This window comes from Streptomyces sp. NPDC055962, from assembly GCF_042270185.1.
Classification (GTDB): domain Bacteria; phylum Actinomycetota; class Actinomycetes; order Streptomycetales; family Streptomycetaceae; genus Streptomyces.
Genome location: NZ_JBHJYN010000010.1, coordinates 102,249 through 128,421, shown reverse-complemented (window position 1 = coordinate 128,421; position 26,173 = coordinate 102,249). Strand labels below are relative to the sequence as shown.

Here is a 26,173-nt window from a genome sequence, read left to right as displayed (position 1 = left end):
TGGCATGCATACGTATCCGACGCAGGCCGTGATCCTGGCGGGTGGTCAGGGCTCGCGGCTGCGCCCGTACACCGATGACCGCCCCAAGCCGATGGTCGAGATCCCGGGGACCGGGACCCCGATCATCGGCCATCAGCTGTCCTGGCTGGCCGCCGAGGGCGTCACCGACGCCGTGATCTCGTGCGGCCATCTCGCCGATGTCCTGCGGGAGTGGCTGGACTCGGCCGATCTTCCGTTGCGCGTCACGACCGTCGTCGAGACCGAGCCTCTGGGCCGGGGCGGCGGTCTCAAGCATGCCGCGACGCGGCTGCCGGATCCGTCGGAGCCCTGGTACGCGACCAACGGTGACATCTGGACCCGTTTCTCCCTGCGGGAGATGGCGGCCTTCCACGCCGAGCGCGACGCCACCGCGACGCTCGCGCTCGCCCGCCCGCGGATCCCGTGGGGCGCGGTGGAGACGGACGCGTTCGGGCACATCACCGACTTCATCGAGTCGCCGCCGTCGCCGTATCTGATCAACGCCGGCGTGTACGTCTTCGCGCCCGCCTTCACGGAGATGCTGCCGGACCGCGGCGACCATGAGCGGACCACGTTCCCCCGGCTCGCCCGCGAGCGCCGGCTCGCAGGGTTCCCGCTGCCGCACGGGGCGTACTGGCGGGCCATCGACACCGCGAAGGACCTCACCGAGGCGGCGAAGGAGCTGGGCGCCCACACGGGCGGCTGAGCCCCGCCCGCGTACGTACGGGGGCCGACCCGCCGCTCCCTGCACGCGCTGCCACCCGTCCCCCGTACGTACGCGAGGGCGGCCACCGGATGTCCGGTGGCCGCCCTCGTGGTGTGCGGGGGAGGTGTCAGCCCAGCAGGCCGCCGATGGGGTTCTGTCCGGCTCCTCCGCCGGAGGAGGAACCACCGTCGGAGCCGCCGCCGGTCCCGCCGCCGTCCGAGCCGCCGGTGGTGCCGCCCGAGCTCGCGGATCCGGACGAGCTGGGACCGCTGTCCCCGGTCGGGGGCTCCTGCGGAGCCGGCTCCTGCGGGGGTGCCTGGCCGGTGCCCTGGGTCTGGCTGGGCTGGCCCGTGCTCGCCCCGGCCGTCGGTCCGGAGTCACGCGAGGACTCGGAGCCCGGCGTGGACTCCTCGGCCGACGGGGTACCGGGTGCGCTGGAGGGGGACGTCTCGGGCGTGCGGTTCTCCGGGGTCATGGAGGGCTTGCGCTTCTTGCCCTTGTTCTCGCCGGGGAGCGGGGAGCCGGGCAGCTGGTTGGTCGGGTAGCTGTCCGGGCCAGGCACGGTGACGACCTCGGTGGAGCGCACGGCCCCGCCGAGCATCGAGCCGACCAGCAGGGTGAGACCGACGACGACCGTGGCGACCACCGAGCCGCGACGCAGCACCCGGCGGCGGAGGTCCCAGATCTCGGAGCGCGGCCCGAGCGTGCGCCAGGCCTCGCCCGCGAGGCGTCCGTCGAGGGAGTAGACGGGTGCACCCGCGATGACGAGGGGGCTCCACGCCGCCAGCAGGATGATGTCCGGTGTGTTGTAGGCGGCGGCGGTGCGCCAGCTGACCGTCACCAGGATGGCGGCGGAGAGCAGGACGCCGAAGGCCGCGGCGACCCGCTGCCAGAGTCCGAGGACGGTGAGGACACCGACGACGATCTGGAGGAAGGCGACGGAGAGCCCTGCTGCGACGGGGTGGGAGAGAGCGAAGTCGCGGAGGGGTTCGGCCGCGGCCCAGGGGTGCAGCGAGGTCAGCCACTTGACCATCGAGCCGCGGTCGCCGCCGTCGAAGTAGGCGGGGTCGCAGAGCTTGCCCATGCCGGCGTAGATGGAGAGGAATCCGAGGATGACGCGCAGCGGCAGGAGGACGACGCCCAGGTTCATCCGGCGGCCCGGGTAGTAGGCGTGCCGGACGGTGTCGCCCGCGTGGCGTCGTTCCCCGGAACTGCCGCTTCGTCCCTCGGCGCCGGAGTCGTCGTCGTAGGTGAGGTCGTACGCGTCGCGGGCCGGCGGCTCGGCGGAGTCGTAGGCTCCGACCGCCTGCCGCATGGGCGGCAGCAGCGGCCCGGTGCGCCCGCCGCCCGGCCGATGCGGTGCGAGGAGCACGGGGTTGGGCTGGGTCTCGTCCAGGCGCGGGATGACCTGGGTGCCGCCGCCCCCGTCGTCGTAGCCCGCTCCGAAGTCGCCGCCCGTCCGGGTGTCGAGGTGGCCGGCGGTGGAGTTCCGTACGGCCTGCAGGAGCCCGGTCGCTCCGGGGTCGCCCGGCTCGGACCTGCCGCTCCAGACGACGGGAGCCCGCCTTCGGCTCCCGGCCCCGCCCATGGCGGGGATCCTGACCGGCCCGGCGGAGCCCACGGGGCGCAGACGGGTGCGCTGACCCGGGGCGAGCTGCACCCGGAAGCTGGCGTGGCTGACGATGACCTGCGCGGGGTCGCTGTCCACCTTCGTCATGCTCAGGGCGGGTTGGTCGTCGAACCGAGGCGTTCTGGTGTCCACACTCATCTAACCGAGTGATGTGTGATTAGGACACTGCCTTGACGCGTCCTGTGTCCGAGACCCGTCAACACCCCTCCGCACCGGACGGGTCCACGCGCTCCGTACGCGTGGGTCGCGGGCGGATCTCCGGCGGACCGCGGGCGGATCTCCGGCGGGTCGCAGGCTCTTCGGCCCGGGAGTCGTGCGGCCGGGGCACCGGCCTCCGGGCGCCCCTCCAGGCCCGCGGGCCGGTCCGACACCGCCAGGTGTCCCCTGCGGGGGCGTGCGGCTGCGGGGGCCGGGTGCCGTACGGCGTCCGGCGCCGTGCGGACAGGTGACGTACGCCGCCCGGCCCGAGGGGGCGAACCGGCGGACACGTTCCGGGTGGGGTGGGCGAACGCGCGGGGGACACGTTCCAGGCAGGGTGGGCCAACGCGCGGCGGCCACGTTCCGGGCGGGGCCGCCTCCACGAGGACGCGGCCCGAACGGGTGTCGCCCCCGCGAACACAACCAGTACGGGCGCCGCCCCCGCAGGGGGCACGGTCCCGAGCCCCCGCAGGGGCACGGTACCGACGACGCACCGCGTCACCCGACGAGGCGCCCGTCACCCGCCGACGCACCGCGCCAGGGTGCGCCTCCCGGACGGACGCCCGGCGGAACCACCGCCGCTCCGCTGCAACCGCCGCCGGGACCCGGGGCCCGGATCCCGGCGGCGCAGCACGGGGCTCAGGCCCTGCGGCGGGCCACCTCGTAGAGCACGATGCCGGCGGCGACACCGGCGTTCAGGGACTCGGCACCGCCCGGCATGGAGATCCGGACCCGGTAGTCGCAGGTCTCGCCGACGAGACGGCCCAGCCCCTTGCCCTCGCTGCCGATGACGATGACGACGGGGCCCTCCAGCTCCTGCAGGTCCTCGACGGTGTGCTCGCCGTCGGCGGCGAGACCGACCACGGTGAGGCCGGCCTTCTGGTAGCCCTCCAGGGCCCGGGTCAGGTTGGTGACACGGGAGACGGGCGTACGCGCGGCGGTGCCCGCCGAGGACTTCCACGCTCCGGCGGTCATACCGGCCGCGCGGCGCTCGGGCACGACGACGCCGTGGCCGCCGAAGGCGGAGACGGAGCGGACGATCGCGCCGAGGTTGCGGGGGTCCGTGACGCCGTCGAGGGCGACGATCAGCGGGTCCTCGTTGTTGTCGTACGCAGCGGCGGTGAGGTCCTCCGGGTGCGCGTACTCGTACGGCGGGACCTGGAGGACGAGGCCCTGGTGGTTCAGGCCGTTCGTCATCCGGTCGAGCTCGGGGCGCGGCGCCTCCATGAGGTGGATGTTGCCGCGCTCACCGGCGAGCTGGAGGGCCTCGCGGACCCGCTCGTCGTTGTCGATGTACTGCTGGACGTAGAGGGTGGTCGCGGGCACGCCGTCACGCAGTGCCTCGAAGACCGGGTTGCGGCCGACCACCATCTCCGACGTGCCCTTGGCGCCACCACGGCGCGGGGCGGGACGGCGTGCCGCGGCCTGCTTGGCCTGGGCGTTCGCCACCCTGTTCTTCTTGTGTCCCTTGCGGGCGGAGGCGGGCGGCGTCGGTCCCTTGCCTTCGAGAGCACGGCGTCGGTTACCGCCGCTGCCGACCTGCATGCCCTTCTTGTTGGACGTGCGGCGGTTCCTGCGCTGGCTGTTCCCGGCCATGACCTACCTGTTTCGTTGCTTCAGAAAAACGTCGTCAAGTGAAAGTGTGCCGCCCGGACGGCCGGGCGGCACATTTGCGCTGCTCACGCAGGGTGCGAGGGCCGCTCAGCGCGGTCCGAGCGTCCACCGGGGTCCGGTGGGGCTGTCCTCGATGACGAGGCCGGACTGGTTGAGCTGGTCGCGGATGGCGTCGGCGGCGGGCCAGTCCTTGCGCGCCCTGGCCGACTGGCGCTGGTCGAGCACGAGCCGTACGAGGGTGTCGACGACGCCGTGCAGATCCTCGCCGCGGTCGCTCTCGCCCGCCCAGTGCGGGTCGAGCGGGTCCAGGCCGAGGACGCCGAGCATCGCACGGACCTCGGCGAGGCGGGCGACGGCGGCTTCCTTGTCGTCGGCGGCGAGGGCGGAATTGCCCTGCCGGACCGTGGTGTGGACGATCGCCAGCGCCTGAGGGACACCGAGGTCGTCGTCCATGGCCTCGGCGAAGGCCGGCGGCACCTCGGGGGCGGCCTCGACCGGTCCCCCGGCCTTCTCCACGACGCGCTGGACGAAGCCCTCGATCCGCGCGAACGCGGACTCGGCCTCGCGCAGGGCCTCCTCGCTGTACTCGATCATGGACCGGTAGTGCGGGGTGCCCAGGTAGTAGCGCAGGACGATCGGGCGCCATGCCTTGATCATCTCGCTGACCAGCACGGAGTTGCCGAGGGACTTCGACATCTTCTCGCCGGACATGGTGACCCAGCCGTTGTGCACCCAGTACTTCGCGAACTCGTCACCGAAGGCCTTGGCCTGGGCGATCTCGTTCTCGTGGTGCGGGAAGATCAGGTCGATGCCGCCGCCGTGGATGTCGAAGGCGGTGCCGAGGTACTTGTGCGCCATCGCGGAGCACTCCAGGTGCCAGCCGGGACGGCCGCGGCCCCACGGGGTCTCCCAGCTGGGCTCACCGGGCTTCGCCGACTTCCACATGGCGAAGTCGCGCTTGTCGCGCTTGCCGGTCTCGTTGTCGCCGGAGGGCTGACGCAGGTCGTCGAGGTCCTGGTTGGAGAGCTCCAGGTATCCCTCGTACGAGCGCACGTCGAAGTAGACGTTGCCGTCGGCCTCGTAGGCGTGGCCGCGCTCGATGAGGCCGCGCATCATCTCGACCATCTCGGTGATGTGGCCGGTGGCCCGCGGTTCGTACGTGGGCGGGAGGCATCCCAGGGCGTCGTAGCCCGCGTTGAACGCGCGCTCGTTCTCGTAGCCGATGGCCCACCAGGGGCGGCCCTGCTCGGCGGACTTCTTGATGATCTTGTCGTCGATGTCGGTGACATTCCGGATGAACGTCACGTCGTAGCCGCGGTATTCGAACCAGCGGCGCATGATGTCGAAGTTCAGCCCGGACCTGATGTGCCCGATGTGCGGGGCGGCCTGGACAGTCGCGCCGCAGAGGTAGATCGAGACACAACCCGCTGTGAGCGGGACGAAGTCACGGATCTGCCGGGCGTCGGTGTCGTACAGGCGAATAGTCACCCCTCAAGGGTAGTGGGCCCGCACCAGTGCCCAGCGCCCCCTGTGGAAAACGTGTCACAACTAATCGGTGACGTCGGCGACGGCGGCCGTCGCGCGCCGGCCGCCGGCCAGGGTGAGGGCGAGCGCCGCACCGGTGAGAGGGACGGCGGCGAGCACCGCCCACAGGACCGGACCGGGCGTGTCGAGGAGGGTTCCGGTGGCGGCGCTGCCCCCGAGGACGGCCAGGCCGGAGACGGAGGACAGCGCACCGGTGGCGAGTCCGAGCCGGGCGTCGTCCACCAGGTCGGGAACGAGTCCCCGGACGGCCGGGACCAGCAGCATCTGGCCGAGCGTGAGCAGCACGACGAGCGACGCCGCCGGGAGCAGCCCGGCGGGCCCGTCCGGCGCGAGGGGCACCGCGGCGAATCCGGCGGAGACGACGGCCAGACCTGCGGTGACGGCGGTCCGGGGTGCGAGGCGGCGGGCGGACCAGCGGCTCAGCGGCAGCTGGGCGACGACGACGAGCAGGGAGGAGAGCGCGAAGAGCCACCCGAGCGCGCCCTGTGAGCCGGTGGCCCGCTCGACCTCCTCCGGGAGGGCGAGATAGAGCTGGTTGTAGGAGACGAGGTAGGTGCTGAAGACGAGGCAGAGCACGAGGAAGGGTCCGTCGGTGAAGACGTGCCGGACCGCAGCGGCGCCCTCTCCGGCGGTACGGACCCGGCGGGGCCGGCGGGGCATGAGGCGGGCGTGTCCGGCGAGCACGCCGACGAAGACCACGGCCCCGGCGAGGCACGCCGTCCGGAATCCGCCGCCCAGGAGGAGCAGCAGACTGCCGAGCAGCGGCCCGAGGAAGGCGCCGGCCTGGCCGGCGGCGGAGAACACGGCGAGCACCTGGGCGCGCGGCGTCCCCGTCGCGCTCTCGTGGGCGACGGCGGCCCTGGCGGTCTCGGACTCGACGGCCGGTGAGAACAGGGCGGCGGCGAAGCCGATGAGGAGCACGGCGCCGATGACGGTGACGGTGGAGCCCGCCCCGGCGAGCCAGCAGAAGCCGGCGATGCGCAGGACGCAGCCGGCGAGGACGACCGGCCTGGGACCGTAGCGGTCGGTGAGGGCGCCGCCGACGACGAAGAGGCCCTGCTGGCTGAAGGTGCGCAGGCCGAGCACGAGCCCGACGAGCCACCCCGCCATGCCGAGCCCGTCGCCGAGGTGGACCGCGAGGTAGGGCAGGACCGCGTAGAAGCCGGTGTTGAAGGCGAACTGGGTGGCGGTCAGGAGCCGGAGGTAGGGCGTGAGGCCCGGCAGCACACCCGGCCTCGGACCCGCCGGGGCCGTCGTCACCCGCGTCCCCGTCCGCGTACGGCGGCCGAGGTGAGCACCGCGAGGACGCCGAGGGCCGCGAGCGCGGCGGCGGGGGCCAGGACGGCCCAGGGGGCCCGCTCCGCGTAGGACATGTTCTCCGACAGCATGCGGCCCCACTCCGGTGCGGGCGCGGGCGTCCCGAGTCCGAGGAAACCGAGGGACGCGAGCGCCAGGGCGATGGCGGGCACGCGCAGGACGGCATGGCGTACGACCGGCGGCAGGACGCCCGGCAGGATGTGGCGGCGCAGCCGGTGCCAGGGCCCGGCGCCGAGGGCGCGGGCGACGGCGACGTGCGGAGCGGCTCGTTCCTGTGCGTACAGCGCGGAGGTGTGGGCGGCGAGCGGGGCCCAGGCGACGGCGGCGACGGCCGCCGCCGCGCCCCAGGGGCCGGGGCCCACGGCACCCGCGACGACGAGGCCGGCCAGGACGGCGGGCAGCGCGTTGGCCGTCTCGGTGAGGGCCCCGGCGCGGGCCGCCCCCGCGAGCAGCCCGAGGACCAGGGTGACGGCGCCGACGCAGACCGCCATGAGGACGGTGGTCGCCGCCCCGTGGCCGAGCCGGGCGAGGATGTCGCGGCCCAGCGAGTCGGTGCCGAGTGGATGGGCCGCCGAGGGTGACGCGAGGCGGGCGGCGGCGTCGGTGTTCAGGGGGTCGCGCAGCAGCCCCGCGACGGTGACGGCCAGGAGCGACGCCGCCACGAGCACCGCGGCGACGGGCACCGCGCGCCGGACGGGAAGGGACGGTGCGACGAGAGGGGGGAGCGCGCCGTCGGTGCGGGCGGGGCCGAGCAGCGTCCTGGAGGCGAGCCGGGCCGCCAGCCCGGCGGCGACGCCGAGGAGGAGCAGGAGCAGCACGCAGGCCTGGAGGACGGGCAGGTCCTGGGCCAGGGCGGCGGCCAGGGCCGTGCCGCCGAGTCCGGGAACGGCGTAGAGCGTCTCCACGGCGACCGCGCCCCCGGTGAGCCCGACGACCACGAGGCCGAGCTGCGGCAGCAGTGCGGGCAGGACGCGGCGAAGGGCATGGGCCGCGATCCGGCGGGCGGGCATGCCGTGGGCGGTGGCGGCTCGCGCCCAGGGTTCGGCGAACGCGGCGGGCAGCGCGTCGTCCAGCAGCCGCCCGAGCAGCGCACCGGCGGGGAGGCCCATGGCGAGCGCGGGCAGGACCGCCTGACCGGCTCCGCCCCAGCCGAGTGCGGGGAACCAGCCCAGCTGTACGGAGAGGACGGTGGCCAGGACGGCAGCGAGGAGGAATTCGGGCAGCGCGGCGAGCGCGGCGGCGCCGACGCCCGCCCGGGTGGTGACGAGCCGCCGTCGGGCGCCCCGCCTCAGTGTTCCGGCCGCGAGCGCGAGAGCCAGGAGGACGGCGACGGCGAGCGAGGCGCCCATCAGGGAGAGGGAGACCCCGAGCGCGGACGTCACGTCGGGGCCGACCGGCTGCCCGGAGACCCAGGACTCCCCCAGGTCGCCGCGGAGCACCCCGGAGGCCCAGCCGCCGAGGACGTGCACCGGTCCGCCGTCGAGCCCGGTCTCCGCGCGGATCGCGTCGAGCACGGCCGGTGTGGGCGGACGGTCGGCGTAGCGGGCGTGCAGGATCGTCAGCGCCGGATCGGTGCGGGTCAGCCAGGGCAGCAGGCCGATGGCGGCGACGACGGCCAGGAGCGCGCCGAGCCGTCCGGCCACGTACGTCACGCGGTCACCCGATGCGCGTGTCGGCGGTGATGAGGGTGCGCTCCATCGGGTCGAGTGCGACGCCTTCGACGCGGGCGTCGTCGTACCCCTGGACGAAGCGCTCGTGGACGAGCGGCACGAGGGCGTCGGCGCCCAGGACCGCGGCCTCGGCGGTCATCTCGGCCGCGTGGCGGGCGTCGGCGCCGGTCAGCGAGCCGGCCTTGTCCACCGCGGCGTCGACCCGCTCGTCGCACAGCTGGGAGATGTTGAAGCTTCCGTCGCAGGTGAAGTCGGAGGCGAGGTAGGAGAGGGGATCGGCGGTGTCGAGCAGGGTGTTGCGGGCCTGGATGAACGCGTCGTACTTCCCGGCGAGCGCGTCGGCCTCCATCTGCGCGTAGTCGCGGACGACCTGCTTGACGGTGAAGCCGCGCTTCTCCAGCTGCTGCTGGACGAGGGTCGCGACCTCGGGGAGCTCCGGCCGGTTGGTGTAGGTGGCGAGGACGATCTCCTTCGTTCCGGCGACCTCCGCGCGGCTCGCCGCCCCGGTGCGGCCCGTGGGCGCGGTGCGCTTGCCCTCGGCCCAGGGGATGCCGGGGCCGAGGAGCCCGCGAGCGGTGTCGGCCCGGCCCTCGTACACCCCGTCGACCAGGGCCTTCGAGTCGATGGCTTCGCGGGCCGCGGCGCGCATCGCCGGGTCGGCGAAGACGCCGTGCCCGGTGTTGAGGGAGAGGCCGTTGGTCCGGGCGGACGGGAACTCGTGGACGTACGAGTCGCCGAGGAGCGAGGCCTGGGAGATCGGTACGTACTCCGCGACGTCGACGGCCTTCGTGCGCAGCGCGTTGGCGCGGGCGGTGCCGTCCGCCGCGAAGGTGACGTCGACGCCCGGGGCCTTCGCCTTGCCGCCCCAGTAGTCGGCGTTCCGTTCCAGGGTCGCGGCCACCGCGCCCTTGACGTCGGTCAGGGTGAACGGTCCTGTGGCGTGCCCGGCGGGGTTCACCTTGCCGTTCTCGTAGGCGCCGGCGGACAGGATCGTGAGCGAGGGGTTGGCGAGCCGCTGCGGCAGCAGCGGGTCCGCCTCCCCGGTGACGATCCGTACGGTGTTCCCGCCGGTGGCCGTGGCCTTCAGGGTGGTGTCGGACAGGACCCTGGGCAGCGGGGACGCCTTGCCCGCAGCGGTGAGGGAGCGCACGACCGCGTCGGCGTCGACCTTCGCGCCGTCCTGGAACACGGCGTCACGGAGGGTGAACGTCCAGGTGGTGGGGTTCTCCTGCCTCCAGGACGCGGCGAGTGCGGGCCGGGCGGCGCCGTTCCCGTCCAGGGTGGTGAGGCCCTCGACGACGGCGAGCCTGCTCAGGGTGACGGCGTCGTCCCCGTACGGGGACATGGCCTGGGCGGGCGGGAAGGCCATGACGACCCGGAGCCGCTGCGCGTCGCCGGACGCTCCGGAACCGCTCGACGAGGAACAGGCGGCGAGCGGGATCAGCAGGGCGGCAGTGGCGGCGATGACCGGCAGCGGAGAGCGGCGGCTTCGGGACGTAGGCATGAGGAAACCCTATATGAAAACGATTATCATCTGATGTTCGGGGCGGCTGCACCCCGGGCGGAGGCCGGGACGGCGGGCATCGGCAGCTCGAAGTGGACGATGCCCTGCCCCCCGCCCGGCAGCGCACGTTCGTCGCAGACCTCGTGGGCGAGCGACCGCCAGAAGGGCTCGGCGCCCGGCACGGCCGGATCGGTGTGCAGGTAGAGCGAGGAGTAGCCGCCCGCTCGCGCGGCGAAGTCCCCCAACTCCCGTACGAGCCGACGGGCCAGGCCGTGCCGGCGGTGCTCGGGACGTACGTAGATGCGGCACAGCTGGGCCGTCGAGCCGGAGGGGAAACGGTCCGCGACCCACTGCGGATTGGGCGGGGCCTGCGGGCCCCGGTCCCGGACCGCACCCGTCGCCACGACCTCGCCGCCGTGGACGACGACCAGGAGCGTGCAGCGCGCGGGGCGCAGATAGGCGCCCTCGACGTCGATGATGTCGGCGTGCCAGCGGGGCACGTAGCCCGAGCGCAGGTCACGGTAGACGGTGTCCAGCATGACGGCCCGGGCGCCGCCGACGTCCTCGGCGGTGGCGGTCCGCAGGACGTACCCGTCGGCGCCGGCCGGCATGTCCGGCGCCCTCGTCGCCCCCGCGGTCGCGCTCACCACTGACACTCACCCTCACCTTCGGCCCCTACGGCAGACCACCTGCCTGACCAGCGTACGTGCGAAGGATGTGCAATAAGGCGGCAGGGCCCCGCGCCGCCGGGGACGGCGCGGCCGCCCCGGGCGCGCGGACCCGCCGTCGTCAGCCGGCGGCGCGGTAGACCAGTGCGGTCGCGATGCCCGCGATGCCCTCGCCCCGGCCGGTGAAGCCGAGGCCGTCCGAGGTCGCTGCGGAGAGCGAGACCGGTGCGCCGACCGCCTCGGACAGCACCTTCTGCGCCTCCTCGCGCCGCTTGCCGATCTTCGGCCGGAGACCGACGACCTGGACCGCCACATTGCCGATGCCGAAGCCCTCGGCCCGTACGATCCGGGCGGCCTCGGTCAGCAGGGTCACTCCGGAAGCCCCCGACCACTCCGGGCGGCCGGTACCGAAGTGCTGCCCCAGGTCACCGAGCCCGGCTGCCGAGAACAGCGCGTTGCAGGCGGCGTGCGCCACGACGTCCGCGTCGGAGTGCCCGGCCAGACCGGGCCCCTCGCCCTCCCAGAGCAGCCCGGCGCACCAGAGCTCCCGGCCCTCCTCGAAGGCGTGGATGTCGGTCCCGATGCCGACCAGCGGAATCACGGGGGCCGGCTGCCCCTTCACTGCCTCAGAACCCATCGTTCGCCCTCCGGCGTGCGAGAACGGCCTCCGCCAGGACCAGGTCCAGGGGCCGGGTCACCTTGAACGCCTCCTCGTGCCCGGGCACGACGACGACCGGCGAGCCCAGCCGCTCGACCATGCCCGCGTCGTCGGTCGCACCCTCACCGTCGACGGCGACACTCCCGTGCGCCCGCACGAGCGTGTCCCGGTCGAAGCCCTGCGGGGTCTGCACCGCGCGCAGCCGTGCCCGCTCGGGGGTCGAGAGGACCGGTTCGGGCGCCCCCGGTCGACCCGGCTCGACCTCCTTGACGGTGTCGGCGAGAGGAAGCGCGGGGACGACGGCCGGAGCACCGTCCCGTACGGCCTCGATGACGGCGTCCACGGTGTCGACCGGCACGAGCGGCCGGGCCGCGTCGTGGACGAGCACGACGGAGACGTCGTCCGGCAGGGCGTCGAGGCCGAGACCCACGGACTCCTGGCGTGTCGCACCACCGGGGACGACGACGTAGTCGGTGCGCTCCGGCAGCGCGTGCCCGTCGATGAGGTTCTTGACCTCGGGCGCACCGTCCGGGGGCGCGACCACGACGACGAGGGAGACGGCGCGGGACGCGGCCATCGCCCGTACGGCGTGGATCAGCATGGGGGTACCGCCGAGCGCACGCAGCGCCTTCGGGGTACCGGGGCCGAGCCGGACACCGCGCCCCGCTGCGGGGATCACCGCCGCGGTACGGGAAGGGCTCGGTTCAGCAGGCGTCGGTGACATCGATGACATCCGTAGCACTCCGAAGCTTCGGCAGGTTTGTTTCCACGGCGGACATGGGTATGGCCTGGGCGTGCCCCCGACCGTAGGCCGGGGGAGCCGGGCGCGACGCCTTGACCTGACCGGGACCCCTTCCGTGACCCCTGGTCGGCCAAGCCGCAGGGCTCGGTGGAGAGATCGTCGAAGGAGACGGCACAGGGGCGCGTCGGATCACTTTCCCGGGTGGATCCATGCGCGGATCCGAACATGCCGCAGCGCCCGACGACTCGCCGTCAAGACGGCTGGTCAGCGGGCACCGCGGCATATGTCGTGCGACCGGATTCAGTTCGCCGGCGTCATCCGGTCAACCGGTGTGATCCGGTTTCAGGACGCGAGAACCTCGTCGAGCAGGGCCTCGGCCTTGTCCTCGTTCGTGTTCTCCGCGAGAGCGAGCTCGCTCACCAGGATCTGGCGGGCCTTGGCGAGCATGCGCTTCTCACCTGCGGAGAGTCCGCGCTCGCGCTCGCGACGCCACAGGTCACGCACCACTTCGGCGACCTTGATGACATCGCCGGAGGCGAGCTTCTCGAGATTTGCCTTGTAGCGTCGGGACCAGTTCGTCGGCTCTTCGGCGTACGGCGCGCGCAGCACCTCGAAGACCCGGTCCAGCCCTTCCTGCCCGACTACGTCACGCACACCGACGAACTCCGCATTGTCCGCCGGCACACGAACCGTCAAGTCGCCCTGGGCGACCTTGAGCACCAAGTAGGTCTTGTCCACGCCTTTGATCTGGCGAGTTTCGATAGCCTCGATCAGCGCGGCCCCGTGATGGGGATAGACCACGGTGTCGCCAACCTTGAACGTCATGTGACAGGTACCCCTTCCGTGGCTATCCAGAGTAACACGAGAACGGCATCTCCTGAATGGCGTTTTCGCAGGTCAGGGCATATCTCGGGGCTTGACAACTACAACACGAACGTGCTGCGGGAGCCTTCCGGAAGGCGATATTCGCAGGTCGGAGCAGGCGTACGGCCGAGCCGAAACGCGTGCGTCACACATGCCGGAAGCCCTCCAGAAGGGGCCGAACGTCCCGTTTTGCCGGATTCCGGATGGTGAACTTTCCGTACTCCGTTCGGACCTCGATCACCCGTACGGCTCTTAGTGTCCGTGGTCATTGAAATTGATCAACGGCCCGGGACCGGGTGGATTATGCGGGGGAAATGCGCCGCTGCCCGGAAATCGATCATCGGCCGATCAACGGCACAGCTCACACCCTGTTTTGTGAACACCGTGCGAATCATGAGGGCCGCGGGGACGGCCGCGGCGCGGCCCGGGGGCATCGGCGCCCCGGGCCGCGGACCCGCCGGCTCACAGGTCGCCCGGCCGGAGGGGCGGGTCGGGTGCGGGCCCGGGACGACGGCTCGGTAACCTGAGGCCGCTGACACACACTTAGGGCGGCTTTACGGCCGCTCGGGCCTTCCTGTCCGCAGAGTCCGAAGTCCGCAGTCCGATCGTTCAAGGAGTTGCCGCCGCCGTGAGCCGCAGCCTTCGACACGGCGCCCTCGCCGCCACTGCCCTCGTGTTCTCGATCGCCGCTCTGTCCGCGTGCAGCGCCGGCAACGACGCGCAGACGCTTCAGGTCAGGCCGGACAACGCAGCCACCGCTGTCGACTCCATCAAGATCCAGAACCTGAACATCATCACCCAGCCCGAGGCGGACGCGGAGGGCCCGGCGGTCATCGCCGCCACCCTGTTCAACGACGGCACGAAGCGCGAGATCGTCGAGAAGGTCACCCTGCCGGGCACTTCCGCGACCGTGGAGCTGAAGCCCGCCAAGGGCAAGGGACCGCTCGTGGTCCCGGCCGGCGGACGGGTCGTCATCGGCGGGAAGAACAACGCCTCGGCCGTGATCGAGAACGGCCGCGAGGCGGGCCGCAACGGCAACGTGCAGACCGTGGCCTTCACGTTCAGCGAGACGGGCGACATCGAGCTCGGCGCCGCCATCGTCCCGGCGACCAGCTTCTTCAAGGACTTCGGCCCGAGCGCCCTGCCGTCCCCGAAACCCACGCCCTCGGCCTCCGCGTCCGGGACGCCCGGGTCCGCCTCCGAGACGCCGGGCGAGCAGTCGTCGAGCCCGTCGGCCACGCCGGACGACTCGGCCTCGCCCGCGGACGGCGCGGCCGCCGGGCACTGAGCACACGCGTGGGGGGTGTCTCCGGACGGAGACACCCCCCACGCGGTCAGCAGCCCTCGGTCTACGGCTCGAACTTGTAGCCCAGGCCCCGCACCGTCACCAGGTAGCGCGGCGCCCCGGGGTCGGGCTCGATCTTCGCCCGGAGCCGCTTGACGTGGACGTCCAGGGTCTTGGTGTCGCCGACGTAGTCCGCGCCCCAGACACGGTCGATCAGCTGCATGCGCGTCAGTACGCGCCCCGCGTTGCGCAGGAGCATCTCCAGGAGGTCGAACTCCTTCAGCGGGAGGTCGACCTTGCCGCCCGAGACCGTGACGACGTGGCGGTCCACGTCCATCCTCACCGGGCCGGCCTCCAGGGCCGCCGGCGTGACCTCCTCCGGCTCACCGCGACGGCGCAGGACCGCGCGGATTCGGGCCACCAGCTCCCGCGAGGAGAAGGGCTTGGTCACATAGTCGTCGGCTCCTATTTCCAGGCCCACGACCTTGTCGATCTCGCTGTCCTTGGCGGTGACCATGATCACCGGGACGTTGGACCGGACGCGCAGCTGACGGCAGACCTCGGTCCCGGGCAGGCCCGGGAGCATCAGGTCGAGCAGCACGAGGTCGGCGCCGTTGCGCTCGAACTCGTCGAGGCCGTCGGGGCCGGTGGCAGCGATGGCCACCTCGAAGCCTTCCTTGCGGAGCATGTAGGACAGGGCGTCGCTGAAGGATTCCTCATCCTCGACGACAAGCACTCGGGTCACGGAAGGGCCTCCGGGGCAGGAAATGGTTCAAAAGAATCGGTCCCGTAGGGCCCGTCGTCGTCAACAGCACCGTTGACGACGAGAGGTCCGCCGGTGGTACGACCCCGTACGACGCCCGACTCGGGCAGTCGCAGGGTGAACGTGGAGCCCTGTCCCTCTGAGCTCCATACGGTGACCTCCCCGCCGTGCGAGGCGGCCACATGCTTGACGATGGCGAGGCCGAGGCCGGTGCCACCGGTGGCCCGCGAGCGGGCCGGGTCGACGCGGTAGAACCGCTCGAAGACGCGCTCGCGGTCCTTCTCGGAGATGCCGAAGCCCTGGTCGGTCACGGCTATCTCGATCAGGTCCCCGCCGGGCGCGGCCATCTTCCGGGCGGCGATGCCGACACGGGTACGGGCGGGGCTGTAGTTGACGGCGTTCTCCACGAGATTGCCGAGGGCGGCGGCGAGCTGGCTGCGGTTCCCCCAGACGAAGAGGTCCGCGGTGCCGCCCGAGGCCATGGTGATCTGCTTCGATCCGGCCTGCTGACGGCAGCGGTCGATGGCCTCGGCGACCAGTTCCTCCACCCGCACGGGCTCGGCGTCCTCGAGCGGGTCGTCGTTCTGCACCCGGGAGAGGTCGATGAGCTCCTGGACGAGGTTGGTCAGCCGGGTCGCCTCGATCTCCATGCGTCCGGCGAACCGCTGCACCGCCTCAGGGTCGTCGGAGGCATCCATGACGGCCTCGGAGAGCAGGGAGAGCGCGCCGACCGGGGTCTTGAGCTCATGGCTGACGTTGGCGACGAAGTCGCGACGGACCGCTTCTATGCGGCGGGCCTCCGTGAGGTCCTCGACGAGCAGCAGGACCAGGCGGGAGCCCAGCGGGGCGACCCGGGCGGAGACGGCCAGCGCCTCTCCCCGGCCGGTGCCACGCCTCGGGAGATCCAGCTCGACCTGCCGTATCTCACCGTCGCGCCGGGTGTCCCTGGCCATGTGGAGCATCGGCTCGACCGACAGGCGGCCGCCCCTGACCAGGCCCAGCGCGTAGGCGGCCGAGCTGGCCTTGACGACGCTGTCGCTCTCGTCGAGGACGACGGCCGACGAGCTGAGCACGGAGAGGACCGTGTCCACACCCGGGGGGAGCGCCGCGTTGCCGTCGGGCCGCAGGGACGTACGCGTGGGGCGCTTCTGCTCGCGTTCGCTCCAGCGGAACGCCAGCATGGCGATCACACCGGTGCAGAGCCCGGCGATCGCGGCAGCTGCGGCAACCGCCGCGTTCACGTCCATGCCTCAAGGTTAAGCGGGCGCGCCGAGGCCCTCACAGCCGTCCGGGTGCCATCTCGAACACTCGTCGCCCAGAGTTCACCAAGGGGATGGTGACGGTTCACTTAGGGGGACGGAACCCGACGCGTTGGGACCGCACCGTGGCAGCGTGGGGGTCGGCATCGGACCCCGGCCTCAGTAAGGATCTGGAGAGGGACTTCCATGCGCGACGCTTATCACGAGGAACTCGACTCGATCGGCGAAGGCCTGGTCGAGATGGCCAGGCTGGTCGGTTCGGCGATCGGCCGGGCCACGACCTCCATGCTCGACGCCGATCTCAAGCTCGCCGAGAGCGTGATCGCCGCGGACCAGAAGGTCGACGACCTCCAGCACGACCTGGAGGCCCGCGCCATCGCGCTGCTGGCCCGCCAGCAGCCGGTCGCCACCGATCTGCGGATCGTGGTCACCTCGCTCCGGATGAGCGCCGACCTGGAGCGCTCGGGCGACCTCGCCCAGCACGTCGCCAAGCTGGCGCGGCTGCGCTTCCCCCAGTCGGCGGTGCCTCACGACCTGCACGCCACCATCCTGGAGATGGGACAGCTCGCCCAGCGGCTCATGGCGAAGGCCGCGGAGGTGATCATCACGAAGGACGTCGACCTCGCTCTCCAGCTGGAGCAGGACGACGACGAGATGGACCTGCTGCACCGCACGCTGTTCCAGCACCTGATGGACGACCGCTGGAAGCACGGCATCGAGACCGCCGTCGACGTCACCCTGCTCGGCCGCTACTACGAGCGCTTCGCCGACCACGCCGTGTCGGTCGCCAAGCGCGTCGTCTACCTGGTCACGGGTGAGCACGCGGACGAGATCCAGGCGGCGGCATCGGTGGAAGGGGCGTAGGGGGGCGCGACCGTCTCGACGGCCGCACATCCGTTCCCGCACTCGTGCGCCGTTGATGCGCCCTCCCCGCTGGGCATGCAATGGGTGCGGGGGCGCCACGTCATGCCCGTACGCCCCCGCCGTCGGCCGCGCGCTCCACGCATGTGCCGTACGCCGTCGAGTCGTACCCCCTGAGGAGGGACCATGGCCGATTCCCCCGTGATCGAACCCCAGCAGGAGACCCCGACCGAAGTCGTGCATCTGACCGTGCTGGGGGCCTGCGGCTGCGGCTCGGGCTGCGGGTGCGGCTGCCAGTCCGGTGCGCCCTGCCAGTGCGGTGGCTGAACGGGACCGACTGCCGTCTCACCGACTGCCGCCTCGGGGGGTGCCGCACGACTGTCCGTCGTGCGGCACCCCCCGAGGCGTGTTCCCCCGAGCACCGGGGCGCCCTCCTCAGAGCGCGGGCTCGGCCATCGTGCCGTCCACGGGCGCCGGGGTCACGACGGCGGCCGGCTCCGGCTGGGGCAGCTCCAGGTTCCGCATCAGCAGCCAGTAGCCGAACGCCGCCACCGTGCCCAGGACCGCGCAGGTCCCCCACAGCCAGGCGGCGCCGTAGTGGTCGATCACGAAGCCGGACATCAGCGGGGCGACGAGCGCCGCCACCGACCAGGACATCGTGTACATGCCCTGGTAGCGGCCCCGGCCGTGCGCCGGTGACAGTTGCACGACGATGCCGGTCTGCGTGGGCGCGTTGACGATCTCGGCCAGGGTCCAGACGCAGATCGTCAGCGCGTACACCCCGACCGAACCCGCGAAGGCGGTCAGCCCGAAGCCGTACCCCGCGACCAGGGACGAGAGGATCAGCAGCCGGCGCGGATCGCGGTGCTGGATGAACCGGGTGATGGGGATCTGGAGGGCCACGATCAGCACGCCGTTGACGGCGATGGCCGTCCCGAAGTCGGAGCTGGACAGCCCGTCCGTCCCCATGGCCACCGGCAGACCCACGTACCCCTGCTGGAAGATCAGCGCGACCAGGAACGACAGCCCGACGACACCCATGTAGCGCCCGTCGCGCAGGACGGTGCTCAGCCGCACGTCGTCCGGCGCCGGGGCACCGGCAGCCCGGGGCGCCTCCTTCGGCCGCGACTCCGGCACCCTCAGGAAGACGACGACGGCGCAGAGCAGGGTCAGGGCGGCCTCGCCCATGAAGCCGGCCAGGTAGCTGTACTCGGCGATGAACCCGGCCCCGGCCGACGAGACGGCGAAACCCAGGTTGATGGCCCAGTAGTTGAGCGAGAAGGCCCGGACACGGTCCTCGGGCCGGACGATGTCGGCCATCATCGCCTGCACGGCCGGCCGGGACGCGTTGCTGGCCATGCCCACGACGAAGGCGACGCCCGCGATCGCCACCGGATGGACCATGAAGCCGAGCACGGCCACGGACACCGCGGTGGAGAGCTGGGCGATCAGCATGGTCGGTCGACGGCCGAGCCGGTCCGTCATCACCCCGGCACCCAGCGACGACACGACCCCGCCGAGCCCGTGGAGTGAGGCGACGAGGCCGGCGTACGAGGCCGAGTAGCCCCGGTCCAGGGTCAGGTAGAGCGCCATGAAGGTGGCGACGAAGGCCCCGAGACGGTTGACCAGCGTGCTGGTCCACAGCCACCAGAACTCCCTGGGGAGGCCGGCGACCGTCTCGTGTGCCGCCTTTCTGAGACCGGCGACAGACATAGGGCTTCCCCCCGGGACGTACACGTACGGAATGGATGCGGGCCGGACCCGTGTAACCGGCCCGACCACGCTCCGAACATTACGAAGGCGGATTCGCCGGCCGCCACTCAATTGACGCCGCACGTCAATCGTCGGCCCGTCACCCCACCCCGTGTCCGCCCTGTGACCGAACGCGCAAAGGCCGCACGGGTTCGATTACGCTCGGACCCATGGCCGACGCACCGTACAAGCTGATCCTCCTCCGCCACGGCGAGAGCGAATGGAACGCGAAGAACCTGTTCACCGGATGGGTGGACGTAGACCTCACCGACAAGGGCGAGAAGGAGGCGGTCCGCGGCGGTGAGCTGCTGAAGGACGCCGGCCTGCTCCCCGACGTCGTGCACACCTCCCTCCAGAAGCGCGCGATCCGCACCGCCCAGCTCGGGCTGGAGGCCGCTGACCGCCACTGGATCCCCGTGCACCGCTCCTGGCGGCTGAACGAGCGCCACTACGGCGCCCTCCAGGGCAAGGACAAGGCCCAGACGCTCGCCGAGTTCGGCGAGGAGCAGTTCATGCTCTGGCGCCGTTCGTACGACACCCCGCCGCCCGCCCTCGAGGACGGCACCGAGTTCTCGCAGAGCGCCGACCCGCGCTACGCGGCGATCCCCCCTGAGCTCCGCCCGCGCACGGAGTGCCTCAAGGACGTCGTCGAGCGCATGCTGCCGTACTGGTACGACGGCATCGTCCCGGACCTCCTCGACGGCAAGACCGTCCTGGTCGCCGCCCACGGCAACAGCCTCCGCGGCCTGGTGAAGCACCTGGACGGCATCTCCGACGACGCCATCTCGGGCCTCAACATCCCGACCGGCATCCCGCTCGCCTACGAGCTGGACGCCGACTTCCGCCCCCTGAAGCCGGGCGGCACCTACCTCGACCCGGAGGCGGCGAAGGCCGCGATCGAGGCCGTGAAGAACCAGGGCAAGAAGAAGTAAGCAGAGCTGAACAAGCCCCCCACCTGCGGGTTCTCCACGCGGTGGGGGGCTTTTTGGTGCGCTGGGTCGTCTGTGCGCCGTCAGACCCGGGAAGGGCAACGGGCCAGGCGCACGCGCACACGGAACGCGATGAAGAATCCCGCGAGGGCGGCCGTACCCAGCGGGATGTCGACCCAGATGGGCAGTACCGCCATCGCGCAACCGATCAAGGGCATCGGCAACGCATACGGGACGATGTGGATAGTGAGACTCGCGCGTGCGAGCATAGGTGTCCTCCAGGTGCTGGTTTCCGCTGGCGCATTGATGGAGACAGGGCCGCTCCCCGGCACGGGAGCGGCCCTGAATTGCATGCGAACCCTATTAAGGCGAGCACCCTTTCAGCAAATCGCCAGGTGAGGGCCGGGGCGTATTGAATGAGAGGCGCTAAAAACCTAGTTTGCGGGTGTCGGCTTCGGGTGTCTGGCGCCCCTTCGCCCGTCCGGCCACCCCCTGGCTTGCGTGCGAGCTCGGCTTGCATGCATGCACGCCCAACAGGGAGTTGACCAGGGAGCGAGCAGGGTTGCCACTCTCCGCAAGTCGATCGGCAAGCCACTTCTCCTAACCGGTTCTCTAACCGGTTCTTCTAACCACTTCTCCCAACCGGTTCTTCTAACCGGTTCTCCCAACCGGTTCTCTAACCGATTCCCCTAAGCAGTTCTCTAAGCGGTTCTCTAAGCGGTTCTTCTAACCGCTTCTCCTATCACCTCTTCTAACCGCGCACCTGAACCCTTCCGGTAGTCACCTACGTGCTTCCGTTCTCTCCAGCCGTGCCGAATACTTGCGTGACAGCGTTCCGAGTCCGCTCCTGACTCGACGGCATCAGGTGCGCGTCCCCCCGGAGCGTCAGGCCAGGGTCGGAGTGCCCGAGGTACTCGGCGAGCGCCTTGATGTTCTCCCCAGCGTCCAGCAGCACCGACGCGTAGACGTACCTCATCGCATGCATGCCGTTCTCGCGTGACTCAGCGTGCGGAGCACCGGCCGCCGGGAACCGAGATCACTCCGGCCGAGGCCAGAGCAGGTTTCCATGCGCCTGAAAAAGATCCCCGAGCAACGCAGTACGACTGACACTTCGGGGCCGTGGAAGAGGTCGCGCTCCGGATGGAGAAGTTGCATCCGGTCAGGTCCAGGCCCAGCCTGGCGCGGGCATACGATCGGGGCGTGACGACCGAGTACGCATGGCGAGGCGACTTCGACAACGCCTCCCTCAACGCTCTGCACGCCGACGGCTTCGGTCATCCGGTCGCTCGGACCGACTGGCAGGAACGGCTCGAGCGCCACAGCCTCGGCTGGGTCTGTGCACGGGAAGACGGCTCTCTGATCGGCTTCGTCAACGTCGTCTGGGACGGTGGAGCTCATGCGTTCATCCTGGACACGGTGGTCGCCAAGCATCGCCGGTCGAGTGGAGTCGGAGCCGCGCTCGTCGCGACTGCGGCCGAAGAGGCCCGTGCCGCGAAGTGCGAGTGGCTTCACGTCGACTTCGAGGAGCACCTGCGTCCCTTCTACCTCCGTTCCTGTGGCTTCAGAGAGACAACAGCGGGACTGATCGCCCTCTAGCCCGGTGAGCCGGAGCCTGTACTCGTGGACAAGGCCAAAGGGCGGTGGTCCAGGGCTCTCCTCGCTCGTGGTCGTCGAGGCCGGAGGATTCACCCGCGGGCCGCTCCCGGCGGCCGGGCGCCGCGCACGGCACAGTGGGCGCATGGATGCAGACGGCAGGAAGACGCTGGCCGGCGCGCGCGGCGCCGCCACCCGGTTGCCGGCCCAGGACCTGGAGCGTGCCCGGCGGTTCTACGCCGAGAAGCTCGGCCTCGAGCCTCTCGACGAACGGCCGGGCGGGTTGCTGTACCGGTGCGGGCAGTCGGAGTTCGCCCTCTTCGAGTCGGCGGGAGCCTCGCCGGGCACCTTCACGCAGATGGGGTGGACCGTCGACGACATCGAGTCGGTCGTCTCGGAACTCCGCGGGCGCGGCGTGGTCTTCGAGAAGATCGACCTGCCGGGGCTCCGCACCCGGGGCGGTATCGCCGAGATCGAGGGGAACTACCCGAGCAAGGCGGCCGGGGGCGAACGCGGCGCCTGGTTCCGGGACAGCGAGGGGAACATGCTGGGCATCGGCCAGCCGGTCGCGTAGGCGGACCGACCTGTAGGCGACGGACCGGCCTGTAGGGGCACGGACCTGTAGGGGCAGGACTTGTAGCCGCACAGGCAGTGCGGCGCCGGGCGTCCGGCCCCTGCGGTCGGACGGTCAGGGGGAGTTAGTCCCGGGCGCCGGGCAACGGTACGAGTACGGGGCCCTTCACCACGGGCGCGGGGCCCGGACGCCCATCGGGCCAACGACCCGTCAGCTCACCCCCGTTGGCGGACGTCCGAGTCACCGCTCCCCTCCCTGCGGTACGACTCCGCCCGTTCCCGGCCCTGCTGTGCCGGGAGGGACCGGGGAGGGACCCCACTCCTGAGGCGCTGCACCCGCTAACCTGACCCCCACGTCCGCCCGTTACCCAGGTGCACACCCCCTGGAGTGCGGGCCGGGCCGGGCGCGGAGAGCAAGGAGATCGGGGAGAGCGATCATGGGCGAGTCTCTGAAGACCTTCGTCGGCGGCACCGAGGTCGAGGTGCCCAACAGCATTCCGGCGATCCGCGCCGCGCTCCCCGAGGGGAGACGCGAGGAGTTCGACCACGCGATCAACGACGCCGGGGTGCACGAGATCCAGGCCGTGATGCGCCACTGGATGCTCGAGTCCGTGCCCGATCCGGAGGCCGAGCGGATCCTGGTCCGGCTGGCGCAGGACGAGGCCGAGAGGCGGAGGGTCGCTTGAGCTTCCGCATCTCCTTCGCCCCGCCCGCCGACGACACCCTGGCCAAGATGCGCGACGGCGACGCGTTCCGGGACGAGATGGCACGCACCCTCGGCCTCGACCCGTACGGACACGCCTCGACCGCTGTGAAACGCGAACGCGACCGGCGCGAGGCGACGGTGTCCGGCGCCATCGTCCTCTACTACGTCTCGGGGACCGTGCTGACGGTCACCGTCGTGAGGCTCGTACCACTGCCGTGAGCCGGTGCCGCTGCCGCTGTCGTGAGGCCCGTATCACCGCCGCGAGAGCCCGCGTCGCTGCCGTGGGGCCCGCCCCCGATCCGGATCTGGAGGCCATCACCCCAGCCTGACCTGACGGTCCGTGTCGCCAAGGGATTCCAGCAGGTCCCGCAGGTCGTCCGCGATGCGCTCGCGCTTCTCCTCGGTGAGGCCCGACAGCAGGCGGTTCTGGTTCTCCACGTGGTCCACGAGCGCCCGGTCGATCAGTTCCCTGCCCGCCGCCGTGAGCGAGACGTGCACACTGCGGCCGTCCTCCGGCCGGCGGCTGCGTACGACGAGCTCCCGCTCCTCCAGCCGGTCGAGCCTCTGCGTGATCGCGCCGGACGTGACCATGGCGGACCGCATCAGCTCCGCGGGCGTCAGCCGGTGCGGGGCCGGGCTGCGCCGCAACGTGGCCAGGACGTCGAACGCCGCGGGGTCGAGATCGTGCCCGCCGAAGACGGCCCGCTGTTCCGCCTCGACGATCCGGGACAGCCGCTTGATGCGCCCGATCAGGCCCATCGACGAGGTGTCGAGTCCGGGGCGCTGCTCCGCCCACTGCGCCAGCACGCGGTCCACATGGTCGCTCATGGAGGACAGCATATCTTTATCTTAGAGTTGAGACACCTACTTGCTTAGCGCTAAGCAAAAACGCTACGGTCCAGCCATGACACAGGGCTCAAGTCCTCTGACCGTGCCGCAGGCGATCCGTACACGCCGCAGCATCCGCCACTACCTGCCCGATCCCGTCCCCGGCCGGCTCCTGACCGAACTCCTGGACCTGGCGCTGGAGGCCCCCTCCAGCTGGAACGTCCAGGCGCGCTTCGTCGTGGTCGTCTCGGACGACGAGGGACGGGCCGCCCTCGCCCGGGCCACCGGGGGCCAGCCGCACCCCCAGGAGGCCCCGCTCACCCTGGTGTTCGTCGCCGGAAGCCAGGCGTGGCGCGAGGACCTGAGCGACATCTACGAGCAGGCCCTGCGCGACGGCGCGTGGAACGAGCGGTTCGTCAGCGGGTTCTCCGAGGCCACCCAGGACTTCCAGCGGGACCTCGAACAGCGCGGTCTCCTGCGGGAGTACGCCGTCAAGGACGCGGTGATCTCCGCGACCTACGCGATGCTGGCCGCGGCCTCCATGGGCCTGGCCTCGTCGCCGATGAACGGCTGGGACGAGCAGCAGGTGAAGCGGGTCATCGGCGTCGAGGACCGGGACGACCTGCACGTCGCGATGCTGCTGCCGGTGGGCCTGCCCGCGGAGACGCGCGCCCACCCGGGCCGGCGGCCACGGTCCCGGCAGGCCTTCACGGGTCGTTACGGACACGTCGACGGCGGTACCCGGTGAAGGCGTACGGGCCCGCGGCCGACTCCGCGATCACCGCCCTCGCCCCGCTCGTCTGGGGCTCCACCTATCTCGTCACCACCGAATTCCTTCCGCCCGACCGGCCCTTGCTGGCTGCCACCGCCCGGGCCCTGCCGGCGGGCCTCATCCTGCTCGCCGTCGGCCGGACGCTGCCGCGCGGCGACTGGTGGTGGCGCGCGGCCGTGCTCGGCACCCTGAACATCGGCGCCTTCCTCTATCTGCTCTTCGTCGCCGCCTACCACCTGCCGGGCGGGGTGGCCGCCCTGGTGATGGCCGTACAGCCGACGGTCGTCCTCGCCCTGTCCGCCGTGGTGCTGAAGGAACGGATCACGGTGACGCACGCCGTGGCCTGCGCCCTGGGGATCACGGGCGTCGGACTGCTCGCCCTGACCCCCCGAGCGGGCCTGGACGCGGTCGGGGTGGGAGCCGGGCTCCTGGGCGCGGTGAGCATGGCGACCGGCATCGTGCTCACCAAGCGCTGGGGACGCCCCACGGGGGTGGGCGTCCTGACGTTCACGGGGTGGCAGCTGAGCTTCGGCGGGATCATCCTGCTGCCCGTCACCCTGCTCGGCGAGGGCCTGCCCGACGCGGTCGACGGCCGGAACCTCGCGGGCTTCGCCTACCTGGGGCTGATCGGCGCCCTGCTCGCCTACGCGGTGTGGTTCCGCGGCGTGGAGCGGCTCCCCGCGCTGACCGTGTCCGTACTGGGATTCGCCTCACCGCTCGCCGCCATGACTCTGGGCTATCTCGTGCTGGACGAGACCCTGTCCCCGGTCCAGCTCGCCGGTGCGCTGGCGGTCGTCGTCGCCGTGGTCCTCGCCCGGCCCCGGACGGCGAAGGGGCGGGAGCCGTCCTGCCCGCCCCCGCCCCTGCGCCACATCCGGATCAGCCGAGCTTCGCGACCTGCGCGTCGATGACCGCCGTCGGCCGCTCGAAGTCGGCGTCCGCACCCGTCTTGGAGAGGTTGAAGGAGAAGAACGTCGCGACGGTGCCGCCCTGGCGCACGCTCACGAGCTTGAAGGGGGCGGCCTCGTCGCCCTCGCCCATCTGCACCCGCCAGGCGAGGGCCTCCTCGCCGCCCGTCACCTTCTCCTCGGTGAGCTTGGTGACCTTCTGCTTCGAGCCCTTCATCGACAGGGTGAACCCGCCGGTCGCGCACCCGGCGGCGGAGTCCCGCAGTTCGGCCATGCTCTGCGCCGCGCCGTCACCGTCGTACGAGGCCAGGGTGACCAGGGACGACGTCATGTCGAGCATCCCCGCGAGGGCGTCCTCGGGGTCGGCGGACTCGTCCTTCTTGGGCTCCTCGACGACCTTGCGCCCGGCGTTCCCCACCGGGTTCCCCCGCTTCACCCCGTAGAAGGCGAAGCCGATGGCCTCGCACTCCTTCTTGTCCACGGTGACGTCACCGGGCTGCGCGATGTCCTCGGGGCCGGTCTTCGAGATCTTGTGGCCGGAGACGTCGCCCTGCTCCAGCGAGACCTTCTCCAGCTCGGCCGAGGACAGCGCCTTGACCGCGGCGGGCTTGGCGGAGGCGTCGCCCTTCGCCCCCGAGGTCCCGCCGTCGCCCTTGGCGTCGGAGTCCGAGCCGCCGCACGCGGTGGCGAGCAGCGTCAGGGACGCCACGGCGGCGGCAAGGGCGGTACGGCGTACGGCGGTGGCGCGCATGGTTCGTTCAACTCTCCGTCCGAAGGAGCAACACCCCGCTCCCGTCGCGTAATTCACCG

27 protein-coding genes and 1 pseudogene are annotated in these 26,173 nt (G+C 71.7%); 11 read left to right on the top strand and 17 right to left on the bottom strand.

Annotation, left to right across the window (positions count from 1 at the left end; all coding sequences use genetic code 11):
- The first annotated feature begins 4 nt into the window (after positions 1–4).
- Entirely contained in the window at positions 5–724 is a 720-nt protein-coding gene (locus tag ACFC51_RS25995) for an NDP-sugar synthase (RefSeq protein WP_376368817.1), read from the top strand.
- Positions 725–851: 127 nt separating this feature from the next.
- On the opposite strand, the gene ACFC51_RS25990 is transcribed toward ACFC51_RS25995, so the two are convergent.
- From ACFC51_RS25990 to ACFC51_RS25945, 10 genes are all read right to left on the bottom strand, one after another.
- Positions 852–2,492, bottom strand: coding sequence for a DoxX family protein (locus ACFC51_RS25990; protein WP_376368816.1), 1,641 nt, complete (start codon positions 2,490–2,492; stop codon positions 852–854).
- A 699-nt stretch (positions 2,493–3,191) separates the two neighbouring features.
- Positions 3,192–4,148, bottom strand: a complete 957-nt coding sequence (rlmB, locus tag ACFC51_RS25985; RefSeq protein WP_376368815.1) for a 23S rRNA (guanosine(2251)-2'-O)-methyltransferase RlmB — start codon at positions 4,146–4,148, stop codon at positions 3,192–3,194.
- Between the two features lie 105 nt (positions 4,149–4,253).
- Positions 4,254–5,654 carry a cysteine--tRNA ligase gene (cysS, locus tag ACFC51_RS25980; RefSeq protein ID WP_376368814.1) on the bottom strand — a complete coding sequence of 467 codons (1,401 nt, stop codon included), beginning with the start codon at positions 5,652–5,654 and terminating at the stop codon, positions 4,254–4,256.
- Between the two features lie 60 nt (positions 5,655–5,714).
- Positions 5,715–6,971 carry an MFS transporter gene (locus ACFC51_RS25975; protein WP_376531081.1) on the bottom strand — a complete coding sequence of 419 codons (1,257 nt, stop codon included), beginning with the start codon at positions 6,969–6,971 and terminating at the stop codon, positions 5,715–5,717.
- A complete protein-coding gene (locus ACFC51_RS25970; protein ID WP_376531079.1) occupies positions 6,968–8,680 on the bottom strand; it encodes an ABC transporter permease subunit in 1,713 nt (570 codons plus the stop codon). The genes ACFC51_RS25975 and ACFC51_RS25970 overlap by 4 nt, the downstream gene beginning before the upstream one ends.
- Positions 8,681–8,684: 4 nt before the next feature.
- Complete coding sequence (locus ACFC51_RS25965) at positions 8,685–10,202, bottom strand: ABC transporter substrate-binding protein (RefSeq protein WP_376368811.1); 1,518 nt, start codon at positions 10,200–10,202, stop codon at positions 8,685–8,687.
- Positions 10,203–10,228: 26 nt separating this feature from the next.
- The gene (locus ACFC51_RS25960) at positions 10,229–10,813 is read right to left on the bottom strand and encodes a GNAT family N-acetyltransferase (RefSeq protein WP_376531200.1); all 585 of its coding nucleotides are present in this window, start codon (positions 10,811–10,813) and stop codon (positions 10,229–10,231) included.
- 178 nt (positions 10,814–10,991) lie between these two features.
- On the bottom strand, positions 10,992–11,507 hold the full coding sequence (gene ispF, locus ACFC51_RS25955) for a 2-C-methyl-D-erythritol 2,4-cyclodiphosphate synthase (protein WP_376531077.1): 516 nt from the start codon (positions 11,505–11,507) through the stop codon (positions 10,992–10,994).
- Positions 11,497–12,261, bottom strand: a complete 765-nt coding sequence (ispD, locus tag ACFC51_RS25950; RefSeq protein ID WP_376531074.1) for a 2-C-methyl-D-erythritol 4-phosphate cytidylyltransferase — start codon at positions 12,259–12,261, stop codon at positions 11,497–11,499. Before ispD ends, ispF begins: the two co-directional genes overlap by 11 nt.
- A 351-nt stretch (positions 12,262–12,612) precedes the next feature.
- Complete coding sequence (locus ACFC51_RS25945; RefSeq protein WP_006380568.1) at positions 12,613–13,095, bottom strand: CarD family transcriptional regulator; 483 nt, start codon at positions 13,093–13,095, stop codon at positions 12,613–12,615.
- 667 nt (positions 13,096–13,762) lie between these two features.
- On the opposite strand from ACFC51_RS25945, the gene ACFC51_RS25940 reads away from it, so the two are divergent.
- Positions 13,763–14,422 (top strand): DUF461 domain-containing protein, encoded by a 660-nt coding sequence (locus ACFC51_RS25940; protein ID WP_376531071.1) that lies wholly within the window; start codon positions 13,763–13,765, stop codon positions 14,420–14,422.
- A gap of 61 nt (positions 14,423–14,483) precedes the next feature.
- Here the strand turns inward: ACFC51_RS25940 and ACFC51_RS25935 are convergent, their stop codons facing one another.
- Positions 14,484–15,164 carry a response regulator transcription factor gene (locus ACFC51_RS25935; protein WP_014047499.1) on the bottom strand — a complete coding sequence of 227 codons (681 nt, stop codon included), beginning with the start codon at positions 15,162–15,164 and terminating at the stop codon, positions 14,484–14,486.
- The gene (locus tag ACFC51_RS25930; protein WP_376368807.1) at positions 15,161–16,429 is read right to left on the bottom strand and encodes a sensor histidine kinase; all 1,269 of its coding nucleotides are present in this window, start codon (positions 16,427–16,429) and stop codon (positions 15,161–15,163) included. Before ACFC51_RS25930 ends, ACFC51_RS25935 begins: the two co-directional genes overlap by 4 nt.
- A gap of 198 nt (positions 16,430–16,627) precedes the next feature.
- On the opposite strand from ACFC51_RS25930, the gene phoU reads away from it, so the two are divergent.
- Both phoU and ACFC51_RS25920 read left to right on the top strand, forming a co-directional pair.
- On the top strand, positions 16,628–17,305 hold the full coding sequence (gene phoU, locus ACFC51_RS25925; protein ID WP_329231298.1) for a phosphate signaling complex protein PhoU: 678 nt from the start codon (positions 16,628–16,630) through the stop codon (positions 17,303–17,305).
- Between the two features lie 183 nt (positions 17,306–17,488).
- Entirely contained in the window at positions 17,489–17,629 is a 141-nt protein-coding gene (locus ACFC51_RS25920) for a hypothetical protein (RefSeq protein ID WP_376368806.1), read from the top strand.
- 108 nt (positions 17,630–17,737) lie between these two features.
- Here ACFC51_RS25920 and ACFC51_RS25915 read toward each other — a convergent pair whose 3' ends face one another.
- A complete protein-coding gene (locus ACFC51_RS25915; RefSeq protein WP_376368805.1) occupies positions 17,738–19,015 on the bottom strand; it encodes an MDR family MFS transporter in 1,278 nt (425 codons plus the stop codon).
- A 209-nt stretch (positions 19,016–19,224) separates the two neighbouring features.
- On the opposite strand from ACFC51_RS25915, the gene ACFC51_RS25910 reads away from it, so the two are divergent.
- Positions 19,225–19,986: a phosphoglyceromutase gene (locus tag ACFC51_RS25910; RefSeq protein WP_376368804.1), complete on the top strand. Its 762-nt coding sequence runs from the start codon at positions 19,225–19,227 to the stop codon at positions 19,984–19,986.
- Positions 19,987–20,066: 80 nt separating this feature from the next.
- Here ACFC51_RS25910 and ACFC51_RS25905 read toward each other — a convergent pair whose 3' ends face one another.
- Together ACFC51_RS25905 and ACFC51_RS25900 are read right to left on the bottom strand one after the other, a co-directional pair.
- Positions 20,067–20,201 (bottom strand): hypothetical protein, encoded by a 135-nt coding sequence (locus tag ACFC51_RS25905; protein WP_376531069.1) that lies wholly within the window; start codon positions 20,199–20,201, stop codon positions 20,067–20,069.
- 566 nt (positions 20,202–20,767) lie between these two features.
- Positions 20,768–21,053, bottom strand: a pseudogene (locus ACFC51_RS25900) (site-specific integrase); the annotation flags it as partial.
- Positions 21,054–21,183: 130 nt separating this feature from the next.
- Here ACFC51_RS25900 and ACFC51_RS25895 point away from each other — a divergent pair.
- The 4 genes from ACFC51_RS25895 to ACFC51_RS25880 all read left to right on the top strand — a co-directional run bounded on the left by ACFC51_RS25895 (position 21,184) and on the right by ACFC51_RS25880 (position 23,074).
- Positions 21,184–21,579 (top strand): GNAT family N-acetyltransferase, encoded by a 396-nt coding sequence (locus ACFC51_RS25895; protein WP_376368802.1) that lies wholly within the window; start codon positions 21,184–21,186, stop codon positions 21,577–21,579.
- A 142-nt stretch (positions 21,580–21,721) separates the two neighbouring features.
- Entirely contained in the window at positions 21,722–22,150 is a 429-nt protein-coding gene (locus tag ACFC51_RS25890) for a VOC family protein (protein ID WP_376531066.1), read from the top strand.
- A 436-nt stretch (positions 22,151–22,586) separates the two neighbouring features.
- Positions 22,587–22,835 carry a hypothetical protein gene (locus ACFC51_RS25885; protein WP_376368800.1) on the top strand — a complete coding sequence of 83 codons (249 nt, stop codon included), beginning with the start codon at positions 22,587–22,589 and terminating at the stop codon, positions 22,833–22,835.
- Positions 22,832–23,074: a hypothetical protein gene (locus tag ACFC51_RS25880; protein ID WP_376368799.1), complete on the top strand. Its 243-nt coding sequence runs from the start codon at positions 22,832–22,834 to the stop codon at positions 23,072–23,074. Before ACFC51_RS25885 ends, ACFC51_RS25880 begins: the two co-directional genes overlap by 4 nt.
- A gap of 96 nt (positions 23,075–23,170) precedes the next feature.
- On the opposite strand, the gene ACFC51_RS25875 is transcribed toward ACFC51_RS25880, so the two are convergent.
- Positions 23,171–23,683, bottom strand: coding sequence for a MarR family winged helix-turn-helix transcriptional regulator (locus tag ACFC51_RS25875; protein WP_376368798.1), 513 nt, complete (start codon positions 23,681–23,683; stop codon positions 23,171–23,173).
- Positions 23,684–23,759: 76 nt separating this feature from the next.
- Here ACFC51_RS25875 and ACFC51_RS25870 point away from each other — a divergent pair, with 76 nt between their 5' ends.
- Both ACFC51_RS25870 and ACFC51_RS25865 read left to right on the top strand, forming a co-directional pair.
- Entirely contained in the window at positions 23,760–24,431 is a 672-nt protein-coding gene (locus ACFC51_RS25870; protein WP_376531064.1) for a nitroreductase family protein, read from the top strand.
- Positions 24,428–25,366 (top strand): EamA family transporter, encoded by a 939-nt coding sequence (locus ACFC51_RS25865; protein WP_376531062.1) that lies wholly within the window; start codon positions 24,428–24,430, stop codon positions 25,364–25,366. Before ACFC51_RS25870 ends, ACFC51_RS25865 begins: the two co-directional genes overlap by 4 nt.
- On the opposite strand, the gene ACFC51_RS25860 is transcribed toward ACFC51_RS25865, so the two are convergent.
- Positions 25,335–26,114 (bottom strand): hypothetical protein, encoded by a 780-nt coding sequence (locus ACFC51_RS25860; protein ID WP_376531060.1) that lies wholly within the window; start codon positions 26,112–26,114, stop codon positions 25,335–25,337. The genes ACFC51_RS25865 and ACFC51_RS25860 overlap by 32 nt on opposite strands.
- Between the last annotated feature and the right edge of the window lie 59 nt (positions 26,115–26,173).

Bases quoted from the DNA above. Each gene is read 5' to 3' on its own strand.
- ACFC51_RS25905 (WP_376531069.1), bottom strand. From the start codon at position 20,201: ATGCCCTTGATCGGTTGCGCGATGGCGGTACTGCCCATCTGGGTCGAC.
- ACFC51_RS25885 (WP_376368800.1), top strand. From the start codon at position 22,587: ATGGGCGAGTCTCTGAAGACCTTCGTCGGCGGCACCGAGGTCGAGGTG.
- phoU (WP_329231298.1), top strand. From the start codon at position 16,628: ATGCGCGACGCTTATCACGAGGAACTCGACTCGATCGGCGAAGGCCTG.
- ACFC51_RS25960 (WP_376531200.1), bottom strand. From the start codon at position 10,813: ATGCCGGCCGGCGCCGACGGGTACGTCCTGCGGACCGCCACCGCCGAG.
- ACFC51_RS25945 (WP_006380568.1), bottom strand. From the start codon at position 13,095: ATGACGTTCAAGGTTGGCGACACCGTGGTCTATCCCCATCACGGGGCC.
- ACFC51_RS25915 (WP_376368805.1), bottom strand. From the start codon at position 19,015: ATGTCTGTCGCCGGTCTCAGAAAGGCGGCACACGAGACGGTCGCCGGC.
- ACFC51_RS25995 (WP_376368817.1), top strand. From the start codon at position 5: ATGCATACGTATCCGACGCAGGCCGTGATCCTGGCGGGTGGTCAGGGC.
- ACFC51_RS25910 (WP_376368804.1), top strand. From the start codon at position 19,225: ATGGCCGACGCACCGTACAAGCTGATCCTCCTCCGCCACGGCGAGAGC.
- ispD (WP_376531074.1), bottom strand. From the start codon at position 12,261: ATGTCATCGATGTCACCGACGCCTGCTGAACCGAGCCCTTCCCGTACC.
- ACFC51_RS25930 (WP_376368807.1), bottom strand. From the start codon at position 16,429: ATGGACGTGAACGCGGCGGTTGCCGCAGCTGCCGCGATCGCCGGGCTC.
- ACFC51_RS25920 (WP_376368806.1), top strand. From the start codon at position 17,489: ATGGCCGATTCCCCCGTGATCGAACCCCAGCAGGAGACCCCGACCGAA.
- rlmB (WP_376368815.1), bottom strand. From the start codon at position 4,148: ATGGCCGGGAACAGCCAGCGCAGGAACCGCCGCACGTCCAACAAGAAG.
- ispF (WP_376531077.1), bottom strand. From the start codon at position 11,507: ATGGGTTCTGAGGCAGTGAAGGGGCAGCCGGCCCCCGTGATTCCGCTG.
- ACFC51_RS25870 (WP_376531064.1), top strand. From the start codon at position 23,760: ATGACACAGGGCTCAAGTCCTCTGACCGTGCCGCAGGCGATCCGTACA.
- ACFC51_RS25890 (WP_376531066.1), top strand. From the start codon at position 21,722: ATGGATGCAGACGGCAGGAAGACGCTGGCCGGCGCGCGCGGCGCCGCC.
- ACFC51_RS25990 (WP_376368816.1), bottom strand. From the start codon at position 2,492: ATGAGTGTGGACACCAGAACGCCTCGGTTCGACGACCAACCCGCCCTG.
- ACFC51_RS25860 (WP_376531060.1), bottom strand. From the start codon at position 26,114: ATGCGCGCCACCGCCGTACGCCGTACCGCCCTTGCCGCCGCCGTGGCG.
- ACFC51_RS25875 (WP_376368798.1), bottom strand. From the start codon at position 23,683: ATGAGCGACCATGTGGACCGCGTGCTGGCGCAGTGGGCGGAGCAGCGC.
- ACFC51_RS25965 (WP_376368811.1), bottom strand. From the start codon at position 10,202: ATGCCTACGTCCCGAAGCCGCCGCTCTCCGCTGCCGGTCATCGCCGCC.